This is a genomic window from Polaromonas sp. CG_9.5, from assembly GCF_035984465.1.
GTDB lineage: Bacteria > Pseudomonadota > Gammaproteobacteria > Burkholderiales > Burkholderiaceae_C > Polaromonas.
The window spans coordinates 57,986-74,341 of record NZ_JAXCHR010000001.1 but is presented as its reverse complement, the minus strand read 5'-3'; the positions used below and the strand labels follow the sequence as shown (position 1 = coordinate 74,341).

11 protein-coding genes are annotated in these 16,356 nt (G+C 61.3%); 7 read left to right on the top strand and 4 right to left on the bottom strand.

Annotated elements, in window-relative coordinates:
• Nucleotides 1-42 precede the first annotated feature (42 nt).
• From rnhA to RCH06_RS00285, 7 genes are all read left to right on the top strand, one after another.
• A complete protein-coding gene (gene rnhA, locus RCH06_RS00315) occupies nucleotides 43-525 on the top strand; it encodes a ribonuclease HI (RefSeq protein ID WP_327079436.1) in 483 nt (160 codons plus the stop codon).
• Between the two features lie 189 nt (nucleotides 526-714).
• Nucleotides 715-2,058, top strand: a complete 1,344-nt coding sequence (locus RCH06_RS00310) for an efflux RND transporter periplasmic adaptor subunit (protein WP_327079435.1) — start codon at nucleotides 715-717, stop codon at nucleotides 2,056-2,058.
• A 46-nt stretch (nucleotides 2,059-2,104) separates the two neighbouring features.
• Nucleotides 2,105-5,248 (top strand): efflux RND transporter permease subunit, encoded by a 3,144-nt coding sequence (locus RCH06_RS00305; protein WP_327079434.1) that lies wholly within the window; start codon nucleotides 2,105-2,107, stop codon nucleotides 5,246-5,248.
• Between the two features lie 186 nt (nucleotides 5,249-5,434).
• Entirely contained in the window at nucleotides 5,435-5,842 is a 408-nt protein-coding gene (locus RCH06_RS00300) for a hypothetical protein (protein WP_327079433.1), read from the top strand.
• Between the two features lie 72 nt (nucleotides 5,843-5,914).
• Nucleotides 5,915-7,204, top strand: a complete 1,290-nt coding sequence (locus RCH06_RS00295; protein ID WP_327079432.1) for a TolC family protein — start codon at nucleotides 5,915-5,917, stop codon at nucleotides 7,202-7,204.
• Nucleotides 7,201-8,859, top strand: a complete 1,659-nt coding sequence (locus RCH06_RS00290) for an efflux RND transporter periplasmic adaptor subunit (protein ID WP_442799567.1) — start codon at nucleotides 7,201-7,203, stop codon at nucleotides 8,857-8,859. The genes RCH06_RS00295 and RCH06_RS00290 overlap by 4 nt, the downstream gene beginning before the upstream one ends.
• A complete protein-coding gene (locus RCH06_RS00285; protein WP_327079431.1) occupies nucleotides 8,856-12,026 on the top strand; it encodes an efflux RND transporter permease subunit in 3,171 nt (1,056 codons plus the stop codon). Before RCH06_RS00290 ends, RCH06_RS00285 begins: the two co-directional genes overlap by 4 nt.
• A gap of 12 nt (nucleotides 12,027-12,038) precedes the next feature.
• Here the strand turns inward: RCH06_RS00285 and moeA are convergent, their stop codons facing one another.
• From moeA to RCH06_RS00265, 4 genes are all read right to left on the bottom strand, one after another.
• Entirely contained in the window at nucleotides 12,039-13,400 is a 1,362-nt protein-coding gene (moeA, locus tag RCH06_RS00280) for a molybdopterin molybdotransferase MoeA (protein WP_327079430.1), read from the bottom strand.
• Nucleotides 13,397-14,041, bottom strand: a complete 645-nt coding sequence (mobA, locus tag RCH06_RS00275) for a molybdenum cofactor guanylyltransferase MobA (RefSeq protein WP_327079429.1) — start codon at nucleotides 14,039-14,041, stop codon at nucleotides 13,397-13,399. The genes moeA and mobA overlap by 4 nt, the downstream gene beginning before the upstream one ends.
• 269 nt (nucleotides 14,042-14,310) lie before the next feature.
• Nucleotides 14,311-15,432, bottom strand: a complete 1,122-nt coding sequence (gene moaA / locus RCH06_RS00270) for a GTP 3',8-cyclase MoaA (protein WP_327079651.1) — start codon at nucleotides 15,430-15,432, stop codon at nucleotides 14,311-14,313.
• Nucleotides 15,433-15,559: 127 nt separating this feature from the next.
• Nucleotides 15,560-16,321: an SDR family oxidoreductase gene (locus RCH06_RS00265; RefSeq protein WP_327079428.1), complete on the bottom strand. Its 762-nt coding sequence runs from the start codon at nucleotides 16,319-16,321 to the stop codon at nucleotides 15,560-15,562.
• Nucleotides 16,322-16,356: the final 35 nt, after the last annotated feature.

The following is a 16,356-nucleotide window of genomic DNA, read 5'->3' as shown; positions in this document are numbered from 1 at the left end:
GATTTTTTAACCTCCAGGTTCGCCTGAAACCACAAGCAACCCATGACCGATTCAGCTGCCGAGCCCGGCCTTTCCTCACAACATGTCGTGATTCATACCGACGGCGCCTGCAAAGGCAATCCCGGCCCCGGAGGCTGGGGTGCATTGCTCGCCATGGGCGGCATTGAAAAAGAATTGTTCGGCGGCGAGCTGGGCACCACCAATAACCGCATGGAAATGATGGCCGTCATCGAAGCGCTGGCCGCACTGAAACGGCCCTGCAGCGTCACGCTCTACATCGACAGTCAGTATGTGCTCAAGGGCATTACTGAATGGATTCACGGCTGGAAAGCCCGGGGCTGGCGCACGGCGGCCAAAGCTCCCGTCAAGAACGTTGACTTGTGGCAAAAACTCGATGCGTTGCTGGTTTCGAGTGGTCACACCATCGACTGGCGCTGGGTCAGGGGCCATAACGGCGACCCCGGAAATGAGCGGGCCGATGCGCTGGCCAACAAGGGCGTTGAGCGTGCCCTGGGCCGTATCTGACAACGCCAAAGAATGAATTGCCCTGCATTGCCAATCTGGCAGCAGACGCGCTGACAGCCAAGCGGGTGAAGGTTTTGTAGAGCAGGCGTCTCGGCTTCTGAATGCCAAGGCAAATTCTGCGTTTTCAGGGTCATCCTGCTACATTGAAAGATTGTTTCTTCTCATAACAAATTATTTTTCAGTCACCTCATGGCATCAAGAGTAATTTATACCGTGGTCGCCGTGGTGGGCATTGCAGCGGCTTCAGGCGCGGCATGGTGGCATCAAAAACCAAAGTCGGGCGATGCTGTTGTCAACGCAGCAGCCTCCGCCCAAAAAGCACCCAATGGCGCGGCTGCCGGCAAGCCGCCTTCGGTGGAGGTGGCTCGGGTAGAACTGGCGCAGCTTGTCGACGACACCCGCGCCGTTGGCAGTCTGCGTTCGCGCCGGGGCGTGATGTTGCGCCCTGAAATCAGCGGCCGCATTACCCGGCTCAACTTCACCGATGGACAGCGGGTGCGCAAGGGGCAAGTGCTGGTGCAGTTTGATGACCAGTTGCCGCAGGCGCAAGTCCAGCAAAGCCAGGCAGAACTCTCGATTGCCGTAGCCAACCAGAAACGCAACCAGGAACTGGTCGCGCAAAGCTTCATCAGCCAGCGTTCGCTGGACGAAAGCGCTGCCAACCTGCAGGTGGCACAGGCCAAACTGGCGCTGGCCAAAGCCACTGCCGCACGCCTCAAGATCATTGCGCCGTTCGATGGCATCGTGGGCATTCGCCAGGTCAATGTCGGCGACTACCTGAAGGATGGCGCTGACATTGTGAATATTGAAGACATTGACGCCATTTATGTTGATTTCAGGCTGCCCGAGCGCTTTCAGGCCAAAGTCAGGCGCGGCCAGACGGCGCTGCTCGACATAGACGCGCTGCCCGGACAAGCCTACACCGCGCAGATTCAGGCGATTGATCCGCTGATTGATGCGAATGGGCGCTCGGTCGGCATTCGCGGCTGTATTGACAACCGGGCATTGCAATTGCGGCCCGGCATGTTTGCGCGCGTGAACACGGTGTTTGGCGTGCGTGAAAACGCCAGCGTCATTCCCGAAGAGGCCCTCATTCCGCAGGGCGGCAAACAGTTTGTCATCAAGCTGCTGGACGGCCTCGGCCAGCAGACCCGCACCACGCAGCGCGTCGAGGTCAAGGTCGGTTTGCGAAGCCCTGGCAAGGTGGAAATTCTGCAGGGCCTGGCCCCGGGCGATACCGTAGTCCGAACCGGCCAGCAACGCGTGCAAAAAGACGGCACGGTGGTGACGGTGGTGGAGCTGGCCAATGCGCCGGCAGCCAGGCCGGCCAGCGGACCTGCCAGTGCAGCATCCCGGTCTTCTGCGTCGTCAGCAGCAGGCGCGCTTACCGGTACAAAACCTGCGGCTGCTTCAGGCCCGAATCCTTGCGGCACGGTCATTTCCACAGCGCCAGCCTCGGACTCTATGCCTGCCCGCAGCGCTGAGCTGCCGGAAAAACAACCGGCTGGCCCGGCCCTGCGTCATCCCGCCTGATTTCTGCAACACGCCATACCTTGAGTGACTGCCGTCACCGCCTCTTATGCAACTTGCTGAAATCTCCATCCGCCGCCCGGTATTTGCCACCGTCTTGTCGCTGCTCATCGTCCTGATTGGCGCTGTCAGCTTCAACCGGCTCACGGTGCGCGAGTACCCCAAGATTGACGAGCCGGTTGTGACCGTGAGCGTGCGCTATGCCGGCGCTTCAGCCGAGGTCATCGAAACGCAGGTGACCAAGCCGCTTGAAGACTCGATTGCCGGCATTGACGGCGTGGACGTCATCACCTCAATCAGCCGTGCCGACCAGGGCCAGATCAGCGTGCGCTTTCGCCTGGAAAAAGACGCCGATTCAGCCGCTGCCGAGGTGCGCGACCGCACGTCGCGCGTGCGCAACAAACTGCCGCAAGCGATTGAAGAGCCTGTCATCGCCAAGGTCGAGGCTGATGCCTTTCCGGTCATCCAGCTGGCGTTTTCCAGCGAATCCATGACGCCGCTGCAGATCAACGACCTGGTCAACCGCATCGTCAAGCCGCGCCTGCAAACCGTGACCGGCGTGGCCGACGTGCGTATTTTTGGCGAGCGCAAATACGCCATGCGCGTCTGGCTGGATACCGACAAGCTGGCTTCCTACCGGCTGACCACGCAGGATGTCGAAGACGCCATTCGCCGCAGCAATCTGGAGCTGCCCGCCGGGCGCATCGAGTCGCAGCAGCGCGAATTCAGCGTGACCTCGCAAACCGACCTGCTCAAGCCAGCCCAGTTTGGCGACATCGTGATTAAAACTGTGAACGGGTTTTCGGTCAGGGTTCGCGATGTGGCGCGGGTCGAGGAGGGCGCTGCCGACGAGCGCACGGTGGTTCGGCTGAATGGCAGGCCAGCGGTCGGCGTGGGCGTGATCCGCCAGGCCACGGCCAACCCGCTGGACTTGTCCCGGGGCGTGCAAGAGGCCATCCCGAAGCTCAAGGCCGACTTGCCGCCCGATGTGCTGATTGATATTGCCAACGACAACTCGGTGTTCATCGACCGCTCGGTCAAGAATGTCTACCGCACGATTTTTGAAGCCGTGCTGCTGGTGGCGCTGGTGATTTTTGTGTTTTTGCGCACCTTGCGTGCGTCCATCATTCCGATCATCACGATTCCGGTCAGCCTGATTGGCACGTTTGCGCTGATGGCCCTGGCCGGCTTCACCATCAACACCCTGACGCTGCTGGCGCTGGTGCTGGCCATCGGGCTGGTGGTCGATGACGCCATCGTGATGCTGGAAAACATCTTTCGCCACATCGAAGAAGGCATGGACCCGTTTTCAGCCGGCATCAAGGGCGCGCGTGAAATTGGTTTTGCCATCATCACCATGACCGCTACCTTGGTGGCGGTGTATGCGCCGCTGGCCTTCACACCGGGGCGTACTGGCCGGCTATTCGTTGAATTTGCGCTGGCGCTGGCCGGTGCCGTGGTGGTGTCCGGCGTGGTGGCGCTGACGCTCACGCCCATGCTGTGTACCTTGCTGCTCAAGCACAACCCCGCGCCGAACCGCTTCGACAGCACGATGGAGCGCGTGCTGACGCGTATTTCGGACCGCTACGGCGCGCTGCTGCGCTGGATCGTGACGACGCGTTACCAGGCTCCGGCTGGCGCGCGCGGTCTGGGCCAGCGCGCCAAAGCGGGGGTGTTGCAGGCGCGCTGGCTGGTGCTGGCGGTGATGGCGGTCAGCGGCGCGGCTATTTTGCTGATTTTTCCGACCATGAAGCAAGAACTCTCGCCGATGGAAGACCGGGGCGTGATTCTGGCCAGCGTCAATGCGCCCGACGGGTCGACTCTTGACTACACCAACCGGTACGCGCAAGCCCTTGAAAAAATGGGCCAGCCCTTCAAGGAATTTGACCGCATTTTTGCCAACGTCGGCAACCCGACCGTGGCCCAGGCCAGCGTGGTTTACCGAACCGTGGACTGGGACGAACGCACGCGTTCGACGATGGACATGGCGCGCGAACTGCAACCCAAATTCAACGCGCTGCCGGGCGTCACGGCGTTCTCGATCACACCGCCGTCACTCGGCCAGGGCTTTCGCGAGCGGCCGCTCAACTTCGTCATCCAGACCTCGGACAGCTACCAGAACCTCAGCGCCGTGGCGCGCCAGATGCTGGACGAGATGGCGAAAAACCCCGGCATTCTCTCGCCCGATGTGGACTTGCGGCTGAACAAGCCCGAGCTGCGTATCGAAGTAGAGCGCGACAAGGCGGCTGACCTGGGCGTCAGCGTCGAAGTGGTCGCCAAAGCCATCGAAACGCTGCTCGGCGGCCGCAATGTGACGCGCTACAAACGCGATGCCGAACAATACGATGTGGTGGTGCAAACCCAGGCCAGCGGCCGCAGCACACCCGAAGACATCGAACGCATTTATGTGCGCGGCCGCAATGAGGCCATGATCCCGCTGTCGGCCTTGGTCAAGGTGAGTGAAAGCGTGTCGCCGCGCGAGCTGAACCACTTCGGGCAGCGCCGCTCGGTGTCCATCACGGCCAGCCTGGCGCCCGACTACTCGCTGGGCGAGGCGCTGCGCTTCATGGACCAGGCGGCGGCCAAGGTGCTCAAGACCGGTTACAGCACTGACCTGAACGGCACGTCCAGAGAGTTCAGAAATTCGCAGGGCGCGCTGGTCATTGTGTTTGTGCTGGCGTTGGTGTTTATTTTCCTGGTGCTGGCCGCGCAGTTTGAAAGTTTTATCGACCCGCTGGTCATCATGCTGTCGGTGCCGCTGTCGATGATTGGCGCTTTGCTGGCGCTGAAATGGAGCGGCGGCTCGCTCAACGTCTATTCACAAATCGGCCTGATCACGCTGGTGGGCCTGATCACCAAGCATGGCATTTTGATTGTCGAGTTCACCAACCAGTTGCGCGCTCAAGGCATGGAGATGATTGATGCCTTGGTCAAGGCGTCGTCGCAGCGGCTGCGGCCAATTTTGATGACCACCGGCGCGATGGTGCTGGGCGCTTTGCCGCTGGCGCTGGCGCACGGCGCGGGCGCTGAAAGCCGCATCCAGATTGGCTGGGTGATTGTGGGCGGCATGTCGCTGGGCACGTTGCTGACCGTGTTTGTGGTGCCGACCATGTACGCTTTGCTTGCCCGCAAGGCCGTGCCGGGCGCCAATACGACGGTGGCCAAAGAGCAGCCGGAGTTTGCAGCGAGATAAGCAGCCGGACGCAGGTCTTCAGAGGTCGTCTATTCGCAGGCCCGGATGGATTTGCAGGAACGAGCATTAATTTTTTTTGAAGTATCAATTTCACGTGGCAGAGTTTTCCGGCAAGTTGCCTTGATGCATTTACACTGCCCTATAGCCATCCCTCCAATTTTTTGCCACGCCTACCAATCACTTCTCATGACCTGGAACCGCCGCAACCGTCTCGCTACAGTGCTGTTAGCGCTGGTGAGTCTGCTGTTCATGCAATTTGCCGTCGCTGCTTATTCCTGCACTGGCGGTCTTGCAACGGTGGTCAAGTCGGCTGAGATGACCCTGATGGCACAGGCCGACATGCCGTGCGCCGAATCCGTGGTGTTCACCATGGACAACGAGCAGCCCAGTCTGTGCCATGCGCACTGCCAGGACGGCCAGCAGAGCGCCGATAAATACCAGGTGCCTGGATTCGCGACCCTGGCTGATCTGGGGACTGACTTCCCGCTGCCCCGCGTTGCCCCCGCACCTATGGGTGCCGCCCTGCAGGCCCCGCTTCTCAGGCGCACCACGGTGCCGCCTCTGACCGTGCGCAACTGCTGCTTCCGTATTTAAACCCTCCAACCCCTAGCCACTGCCTGAGCACGCCATGTGCTTCGGCAGCTTGTTTTGTTGTCTGGAGGTTTTATGTTTTCTCTTTGTTTCGTTCGTCTGATTCGACGGGTCGCAGCGGCTGCGCTGCTGGCTCATTTCTCGGTGCCGCTGTGGGCGACCGAATCCCTGTCTTTGCCGCAAGCGCAGCAGCTGGCTGCTGCCCGGTCCCAGCAATTGGTGGCCCAGGATGCCACCGCGAAAGCAGCGCGGGAAATGGCGGTGTCGGCCGGCCAGCTGCCTGATCCTGTCCTCAAACTCGGCGTGACCAACCTGCCGGCCGATGGCCCGGACCAATTCAGCCTGACGCGTGACTTCATGACGATGCGCTCGGTGGGCGTCATGCAGGAAATTACCCGCAGTGACAAGCGACAGGCGCGGTCTGCCCGTTTTGAGCGAGAAGCCGAAACGGCCGAGGCGGGGCGCCGGGTGGCGCTTGCCAGCTTGCAGCGCGAGACCGCCATCGCCTGGCTGGACCGTTTTTACCAGGAACGGATGCGCGGGTTGCTGCTTACCCAGCGCGACGAAGCCAAGCTGCAGATCGAAGCGGCAGACGCGGCCTACCGTGGTGGACGTGGGTCGCAGGCTGACCTTTTTGCGGCGCGTTCTGCGGTGGCGCAACTTGACGACCGTCTGGCGCAGGCGGAACGGCAAATTGAAACGGCAACCACCCAACTGGCCCGATGGGTCGGTGCCGAGGCTGTCAAGCCGCTGGGTACGCCACCCGCCCTGGATACGGTCAGCTTGCATTCCGAAAATCTTGAAACCCACCTTGTCAACCAGCCCGAAATTGAGGTCTTGATGAGCAAGGAGGCCACGGCACAAGCCGATGTCGAGGTGGCGCAGGCGAACAAAAAAACCGACGTGAGTGTCGAGCTGATGTATAGCCAGCGCGGGCCGGCTTTTTCCAACATGCTTTCGCTGAATATGTCAATTCCGCTGCAATGGAGTCAAAAAAACCGCCAGGACCGGGAACTCGGGGCCAAGCTGGCTTTGCTGGAGCAGGTGCGCGCCGAACGCGAAGAAGGCACGCGCATGCAAGTCGCGCAGACGCTGGCGATGTTGCAGGCGTGGCGAAGCAACCGTGAACGCCTGGGCCGCTATGACGCTTCGCTGTTGCCGCTGACCTCTGAACGAACGCGCGCTGCCATCGCAGCCTATCGCGGTGCGGCGGGGTCGCTCACTGCCGTGCTGGAAGCACGGCGTGGGGAAGTCGACATGCAAATGGAACGACTCCGCCTGGAGATGGAGACCGCGCGCCTGTGGGCCCAGATCAACTATTTGATTCCATCGGCCAAAGACGCAACTTTTGAAGCACGCCCATGAACACGCCAACAAAAAAGAACATGAAACTCAAACCCCTCGTTATCGCTCTGGTCATGGCCAGCTTTCTTGGTGCAGCCGGCTACGGCTTGTACATGGTCGGGATGCAGCGCGGCATGGGCATGAGTACGGGTAAGGGCACCGGTGCCGTTTCCATCCCTCAGGGCCCCATTGCTGCGACCGGTACGGTTCCCCAAAGCATCGCCGAAGGCGAAGATGCCACCCGCCGGCATATCAGCGCGGGCATCAAGGCGGGCGATATGGACCCCGTCGTTGGCAAGAAAGTCCTGTATTACCAGGATCCGATGGTGCCTGGCAACAAGTTCGACAACCCGGCCAAATCCCCCTTTATGGACATGATGCTGGTGCCTGTCTATGCCGGCAGTGATGGTGACCAGGGCAAGGTGACCGTGAGTGCCCGCGTCCAGCAAAACCTGGGCGTCCGAACCGCACAGGTCACCGAAGGCACACTGTCGCCACGGGTGTCCGCAGTCGGCAGCATCGCCTTCAACGAGCGCGACCAAGCCATCGTCCAGGCCCGTGCGACCGGTTACGTGGAACGCCTGCATGTGCGTGCCACGCTCGATCGGGTGGCCAAGGGCCAGCCACTGGCCGATCTCTATGTGCCGGACTGGGTGGCCGCTCAAGAGGAATTCCTTTCGGTGCGTCGCATGCAAGGCACTGACCTGGCCGCGCTGGTCGACGGTGCCCGCCAGCGCATGCGCCAGGCCGGCATGAGCGACGCGCAGATCCGGGGGGTGGAAACCTCTGGAAAAACCCAAGCGCGCTTCACCGTCGTGGCACCCATCGCCGGAGTGCTGGTGGAATTAATGGCCCGCGAGGGCATGACCGTGATGCCAGGGGCCACCTTGTTCCGCATCAACGGCTTGTCCACGGTCTGGGCCAATGCCGAGGTACCTGAGGGCCAGGCCGCGCTGGTACGCGTGGGGGCCAAGGTGCAAGCCAGTAGTCCGGCCGCGCCGGGAACGACGTTTGAGGGCAAGGTGCAGGCCATCCTGCCGGAAGTGAACGCGGCCACCCGAACATTGAAAGCCCGGCTGGAACTGGCCAATCCTGGCGGTCGCCTGGTTCCTGGCATGTTCGTTCAGATGGAGTTCAAGGACATGCGCGCCGAAAAAGCCTTGCTGATTCCGACCGAAGCGGTGATCCAGACCGGCAAGCGCATGGTAGTGATACTGGCTGAGGACAATGGCAGGTTCCGCCCGGTCGATGTCGAGGCCGGGATTGAAAGCGGCGGACAGACCGAGATCAAGCGTGGTCTGCAGGCCGGCCAGCGTGTGGTGGTGTCTTCACAATTCCTGATCGATTCCGAAGCCAGCCTCAAAGGGGTCGAGGCCCGTCTTAACGAGGCGCCCAAGCCAGCGGCTGCGAGCACATCACCGCGTTATGAAAGTGAAGCCAAGCTCGATGCCATGGGTCCTGATGCATTGACCCTGTCCCATGGTGCCATTGCGGCGCTGAAGTGGGGCCCGATGACCATGGATTTCAAGCGCCCGCTTGCCGGGAAACTGCCGCCCAATCTGCAAGCTGGCGACCGGGTGAGTTTTGAGTTTTACATGGATGCCGAGGGATTGCCGCAACTCACCCGCGTGTCCCCGCTGGCTCCCGCGCCTCAAGCCGCCGGAGGCGTTAAGTGATTGCCAAACTCATTCGCTGGTCAATCGTCAACCGCTTTCTGGTGCTGCTGGCGACCGTGATGCTGGGCGCCTGGGGCGTGTATTCGGTGCTCAAAATATCGCTCGATGCCTTGCCGGATCTGTCCGATGTCCAGGTGATTATCCGGACCACGTACCCGGGCCAGGCGCCGCGCATTGTCGAGAACCAGATCACCTACCCGATGACGACGACGATGCTCTCGGTGCCCGGCGCCAAGACGGTGCGCGGTTACTCCTTCTTCGGCGATTCCTATGTCTATGTGCTGTTCGAGGATGGCACCGACCTGTACTGGGCGCGCTCGCGGGTATTGGAGTACCTGAACCAGGTGCAGTCGCGCTTGCCCGCAAGTGCCAAGGCCACGCTTGGGCCGGATGCGACGGGTGTCGGCTGGATTTACCAGTATGCGCTGGTCGACCGCAGCGGCACGCAGGATGCCGGGCAGCTTCGGGCCTTGCAGGACTGGTTTTTGAAGTATGAATTGAAGACCATTCCCAATGTGGCCGAGGTTGCTTCGGTGGGCGGCATGGTGCGCCAGTACCAGATCGTGCTCGACCCCGACAAGCTGGCGGCTTACGGCATCCCGCATACCAAGGTGGTTGAAGCGGTTCAGAACGCCAACCAGGAAGCCGGCGGCTCGGTGCTCGAGATGGGTGAAGCTGAATACATGGTGCGGGCATCAGGCTATCTGCAAGGCCTGGACGACTTCCGGAAAATACCGCTCATGACCACCGACGCCGGTGTCTCGGTTCGCCTGGGCGATGTGGCACGTATCCAGATAGGGCCTGAAATGCGGCGCGGCATCGGCGAGCTGGACGGTGAAGGCGAAGCCACCGGCGGCGTGATCGTGATGCGTTCCGGCAAAAATGCGCTGGAGACCATTGCCGCGGTCAAGAAAAAACTCAAGACGCTGCAGGCCAGCCTGCCCCAGGGCGTGGAAATCGTGCCGGTGTACGACCGTTCGGGCCTGATCGAGCGGGCGGTGGATAACCTGACGTACAAGCTGCTGGAAGAGTTTTTGGTGGTGGCGGTGGTGTGTTTTATTTTCCTGTTTCACATGCGCTCGGCCTTGGTCGCGATCATTTCTCTGCCGCTGGGTATCCTGACCGCGTTCATCGTGATGCGCTACCAGGGCGTCAACGCCAACATCATGTCGCTGGGCGGCATTGCGATTGCCATTGGCGCCATGGTCGATGCGGCGGTGGTGATGATCGAGAACGCGCACAAACACCTCGAACACTGGAACCACAAGCACCCGGGCGAAAAGCTGGAAGGGAATGCCCGTTGGCATGTCATTGGCGAGGCGGCTGCCGAGGTGGGACCAGCGCTGTTTTTCTCGCTGCTGATCATCACGCTGTCGTTCATTCCGGTGTTCACCCTGGAAGGCCAGGAGGGTCGCCTGTTCTCGCCGCTGGCGTTCACCAAAACCTACGCCATGGCCGCCGCCGCCGGCTTGTCGATCACCTTGATTCCGGTCCTGATGGGCTACCTGATTCGGGGCCGTATTCCCGATGAAAAGAGCAATCCGCTCAACCGTCTGCTCATCGCTGTGTATCGCCCCTTGCTGGAAGTGGTGCTGCGTGCGCCCAAGCTAACGTTGGTGGTGGCTGGCGTGGCGTTGGTGCTCAGCCTTTGGCCGTTGCAGCACATCGGCAGCGAGTTCATGCCGCGACTTGACGAAGGCGACCTGCTTTACATGCCCACGGCTTTGCCGGGTCTTTCGGCGGGCAAGGCGGCCGAACTGCTGCAGCAGACCGATCGCCTGATCAAAACCGTTCCTGAGGTGGCCAGCGTCTATGGCAAGGCGGGCCGCGCCGAAACTGCCACCGACCCGGCACCGATGGAAATGTTTGAAACCACCATCCAGTTCAAACCCAAGGACCAGTGGCGTGCCGGCATGACCGCCGACAAGCTGGTCGAGGAACTTGACCGCATCGTCAAGGTGCCGGGCCTGTCCAACATCTGGGTGCCGCCGATCCGCAACCGCATTGACATGCTGGCCACGGGCATCAAGAGCCCGGTGGGGGTGAAAGTGGCGGGTGCCGACCTTGCCACGATTGACCGGATTACCGGCGAGATCGAGCTGGCGCTCAAAGATGTCCCGGGTGTGAGCAGCGCGCTTGCCGAACGTCTGACGGGTGGACGTTACGTGGACATCAACATCCGGCGCGACGACGCCGCGCGCTTCGGGCTGAATATCTCAGACGTGCAGTCGGTCATCTCGTCTGCGATCGGGGGTGAAAATATCGGGGAAACCGTCGAGGGACTGCAGCGTTTTCCAATCAATATGCGCTATCCCCGAGAGATGCGGGATTCTTTGCAAAAACTTCGAAATCTGCCCATCATCACCGGGCGTGGCCAGCGTCTGGTGCTGTCCGACGTGTCGGATGTAAAAGTCACAGACGGCCCCCCCATGCTTCGCAGCGAAAACGCCCGGCTGACAGGCTATGTTTATGTGGATATACGCGACCGGGACTTGCGCTCTGCTGTGAAAGACATGCAAGAGGCGGTGGCCAAACAGGTTAATTTGCCGCCAGGTTATTCGATTTCCTGGTCAGGTCAGTTCGAGTTTCTGGAGCGCGCCACGGCCAAGCTCAAGGTGGTGGTGCCGTTCACGCTGCTCATCATCTTTGTGCTGCTCTACCTGTGCTTTGGCTCTTTCGGGGAAGCGTTGCTGATCATGGCGACACTGCCCTTCGCCATGGTGGGGGGTATCTGGCTGCTGTATTTACTCAACTACAACTTCTCGGTGGCGGGCGCTGTCGGGTTCATCGCACTGGCAGGGGTGTCAGCGGAATTCGGCGTGATCATGCTGCTGTATTTGAAAACAGCGTGGAACGAACGTATTAAGAGCGGCAAGACCACTGCCGACGATCTGCTGGATGCCATTCGGGAAGGCGCCGTGCTGCGCGTTCGGCCCAAGGCCATGACGGTGGCAGTGATCCTGGGCGGCCTGCTTCCGATCATGTGGGGCGCGGGCACTGGCTCAGAGGTGATGCAGCGCATTGCCGCGCCTATGGTGGGCGGCATGATTACCGCGCCGCTGCTGTCCATGTTCGTGATCCCGGCCGTCTACCTGCTGATGCGCAGACCACGTCTGCAGACGACATCGCGCCGGCAGTTTTGGAGAAACCGTCGTGAACCCTCCTGAGCCCATGGAAAGCTAGACCGCGCCTTCAAACATCAGCACATCCACTTCATCGCCTACGGCGACATTGCCCTGGGTGTGATGCAAGACGATGAGTCCATTGGCCTCGGCCATCGAACGCAGTACGCCCGAGCCCTGGCTGCCGGTGGTCTTGACCTGCAATGCGCCGTCGGGCGCGGTCGACACGCGGCCGCGCTGGTATTCGGTCCGGCCCGGCTTTTTGCGGATGGCCTCGCTGCTGTGCGCCTTGAGCAGCGGTAGGGGTTCGGTAATGGCACCCATCATCTGCAGCAGGGCAGGGCGAACAAAGGCCAGAAAAGTCACCATCACTGCCACCGGGTTGCCTGGCAAGCCGAACATCACGGCACCCGCAGAAGTGCTATTTTTTTCATAGCTGCTTGCGCCCGTGCTGCTTGCGCAGGCGGCTGATTTGAGCGGTAATATTCGTCCCACGGCCATCGGGCGGCCCGGCCGCATGGCAATGCGCCAGAAAGCCACGTCGCCGAGCTTCTTCATCATCGCTTTGGTGTAGTCGGCCTCGCCCACGCTGACGCCGCCCGACGTGATGATGGCATCGGCTTGCAAGGCCGCTTCGGTGAAGGCGGCCTCCAGCAGATGCGGTTCGTCGCGCACCACGCCCATGTCGATCACCTGGCAGCCCAGACGGCTGAGCAGGCCAAAAACGGTGTAGCGGTTGCTGTCGTACACCGCGCCTTCACGCGGTGCTTCGCCGAGCGACAAAATTTCGTTGCCGGTAGAAAAGTAGGCGACGCGCAAAGGCCGCCATGTGGTCAGTGTTTTAAGGCCCAAAGAGGCCGCCAGTCCAAGCCGGGCGGGCGTAAGCAGCTCGCCTTTTTGTAGTGCTGACTTGCCTTGCATCAGGTCTTCGCCGCGCAGCCGGCGGTTGTCGCCGGTGCGCAAAATGCCGGGTGGAATCGTGATGGTTTCAACGTCGCCAGAGCGCTGCAATTGCACGAACTCTTGCGGCACGACGGTGTCCAGACCGGCCGGCATGACCGCGCCGGTCATGATGCGCACGCACTGGCCGGGCTGCACGCTGCCTTGCCAGGCCTTGCCGGCCAGCGCCGTGCCCACCACCTGCAAGTTGAGCGCAGCCGGCGAAGCGGCTTCGGTGGGAACCAGTTCCTGGCCGAAAAACGCATAACCGTCCATTGCCGAGTTGTCATGCGGCGGCACATCAAACGGCGAAATCACGTCAGCGGCCAGCACGCGGCCCAGTGCTTCAAAAAGCGGCAGTTCAAGCGTCTGCTGCACCGGCGTCACCAGTTGCGACAAAAAGTGCTGCACACCTTCGGCGGTCATCGCCTGCGGGTCGTAGCCCTGCAGTTCGGCTGCAATTTGCGCCAACGTCTTCATGGCTGATGCGATTCGAGCTGGTGCAACTCGGCCAGCGTGTTGGCATTGAAAAAGCTGTGCGTGTCGTCGCCCGGCTGATTAAAAGGCACGATGACGGTTTTGTGCTGCGCTGTCCAGGCGTCAATCTTGCGGCCACCCGATTGCGTAAAGCGCGCCAGGCTTTCGAGCATGTCAACGCCCATCAGGCAAAACACCGGCTGCGGCCGTAGCTGCCCATCTTCTTCGCGGGCGGCCGCCACGGCAAAGTCGGCGTTTTCGCGTGCCATCGCGTCGGCCATGCGCGCCACCAGGTCAGACGGGAACAGCGGCGTGTCGCACGGCACGGTCAGTAAATACGGCGTTTCGCAGCGCTCCAGCCCGGTGATAAACCCGGCCAGCGGCCCGGCATAGTCGCCCAGGCTGGTGCTATCGGGCCAGACCGGCGCGCCAAAGGCTTCGTAAGCGGCCAGATTGCGGTTGGCATTGACCATGATTTCGCCCACCTGCGGCAACAAGCGCATCAAGGTGTGCAAGGCCAGCGGCACGCCATTGAAGTTTTGCAGCCCCTTGTCCACCCCACCCATGCGCGAGCCGCGCCCACCCGCCAGAATCACGCCGGTAATGGCTTCAGCATGCAAGGGAGTTTTTATAGTCATCGTCATCCAGTGTTCCTAAAAATTCTTAACAAGTGAAGTGAAGCTACAAGCGTCGGAGTCGACACATCCCCACCAGCCGGGACCAAAGATCCGGCTTCGCCGGGCCGTAGGCGCAGCGCCCCTTCGAGCGGCAGCGCAGTACGCGAAGCGACAAGCGTTGGAGTCGCCACGTCCCCACCAGCCGGGGCCACGGAACCGGCTTCGCCGGGCCGTAGGCGCAGCAGCCCCCTCGGGGGGCAGCGCAGTACGCGAAGCGACAAGCGTGGGGGCCATCCTCAGCCGCCGATGTAGCTCATCTCAACCCGCTTGGCGCTGCCTTGCGGGCTGGCGTCGGGCGGCAGTGCAGCGCGTAGTTCCGAATAACGGTCTGAGCGCGCCTGCCAGATTGGCCCTACTGCCGCTGCAATCTGATCGTCCGTATAGTTGCCGCGCAGCAGCGCGCGCAAATCATGGCCCTGACTCGCGAACAGGCACAAGAACAGCTTGCCTTCAGTCGACAGCCGGGCCCGGTTGCATTCACCGCAAAATGCTTGCGTCACGCTGCTGATCACGCCGATTTCGCCGCCGCCGTCCAGGTAGCGCCAGCGTTCGGCGGTTTCGCCAGGGTAGTTGGGGTCGATGGCAACCAGCGGAAATTCGGTCTGCAAATGGTCAATGACCTGCGCTGACGGCAACACTTCGTCCATGCGCCAGCCGTTGGTCGCGCCCACGTCCATGTATTCGATAAAGCGCAGCACCGCGCCGGTGTGCCGGAAATGCCGGGCCAGCGGCAAAATCTGGCTGTCGTTGGTGCCGCGCTTGACGACCATGTTGACCTTGATCGGTGCCAGCCCCACTTTTTGCGCTACTTCAATGCCCTTGAGCACGTCGGCCACCGGAAAATCCACATCGTTCATGCCGCGAAAAATCACGTCGTCCAGCGCATCGAGGCTGACCGTGACGCGCCGCAAACCGGCGTCTTTCAGCGCCTGGGCTTTGCGGGCCAGCAGTGAACCGTTGGTCGTCAAGGTGATGTCGAGCGGCTTGCCTTGCGGCGTTTGCAGCCGCGACAGCATGCCAATCAGCACTTCAAGGTTTTTGCGCAGCAAAGGCTCGCCGCCCGTGAGCCTGATTTTTTCGACGCCATGAGCGACAAAAATGGTTGCCAGACGGGTGATTTCTTCGAAACTCAGGAGTGAAGATTGCGGCAAAAACGCATAGTCCTTGTCGAAAATCTCGCTCGGCATGCAGTAGTTGCAGCGAAAGTTGCAGCGATCCGTGACGCTGATGCGCAGGTCGCGCAGCGGCCGGCCCAGCGTGTCGCTGAGCAGGCCGGTTGGCGCGGTCAAGTGAGCGGGAACGGCGGGAATGCGGCTGGCATAACGCAGGTCTGCCAGGGGAATGATTTTGCGTGGTATGTCTGTCATGGTGATGGGCCTTGCGGTGAATTTACCCCATTGGCCCGCCCAGCCACCACATTGTCGGCTTTACCCTCTGCAGATACGCGTGATCTGGGTGACGCAGGTCAAAGGACGGCGTCTTTTTTCAAACGCAGCGCGCGCCGTCCACTTCAATGCACACGCCGCTGATGAAGTCGGCCTCGTCGCTGGCCAGGTACAGCACCGCGTTGGCCACGTCCAGCGCCGTCGAAAAGCGGCCCAGCGGAATGCTGGCCCGAAAGCGCGCCTTGCGTTCTTCATCGAGCGGGCCGCCGGCAAATTCGGCGGACAGGCCGGTGTCGGGGTTGAACACCGGATTGATGCAGTTGACCCGGATGTTGTCAGGGCCCAGTTCAGCCGCGAGCGACTTGGACGTGGTGATGACCGCGCCCTTGGAGCCGTTGTACCAGGTCAAACCCGGACGCGGCCGCACCCCGGCGGTCGAGGCAATATTGATGAAACTGCCGCCGCCGTGCGCCCGGAAAACCGGCGTGGCGTGAATGGTGGCGAGGTAAATGCTTTTGACATTGATGGCGTAGCACTTGTCGAAATCGTCTTCACTGACATCCAGGGCAGGCTGGTTGCGGTGCGTCCAGCCGGCATTGTTGACCATCGCGTCGAGCTTGCCGTAGCGCTGCACGGCGGAATCGACCAAGGCCTTGACGTCATCGGATTTCGTGACATCAGCGGCAAAAAATGACGCCGTGCCGCCGGCCTGGGTGATGGCTGCCACCACTTTTTCACCCAGCGCGACGTTGATGTCGTTGACGATGACTTTGGCGCCTTCAGCGGCCAGCCGCATGGCAATGCCTTCGCCGATGCCGCCGCCGGAACCGGTCACGATGATGGATTTGTCTTTGACTCGCATGGGTTTGTCTCCTGAGTGGGTTTTTTACTACTGAT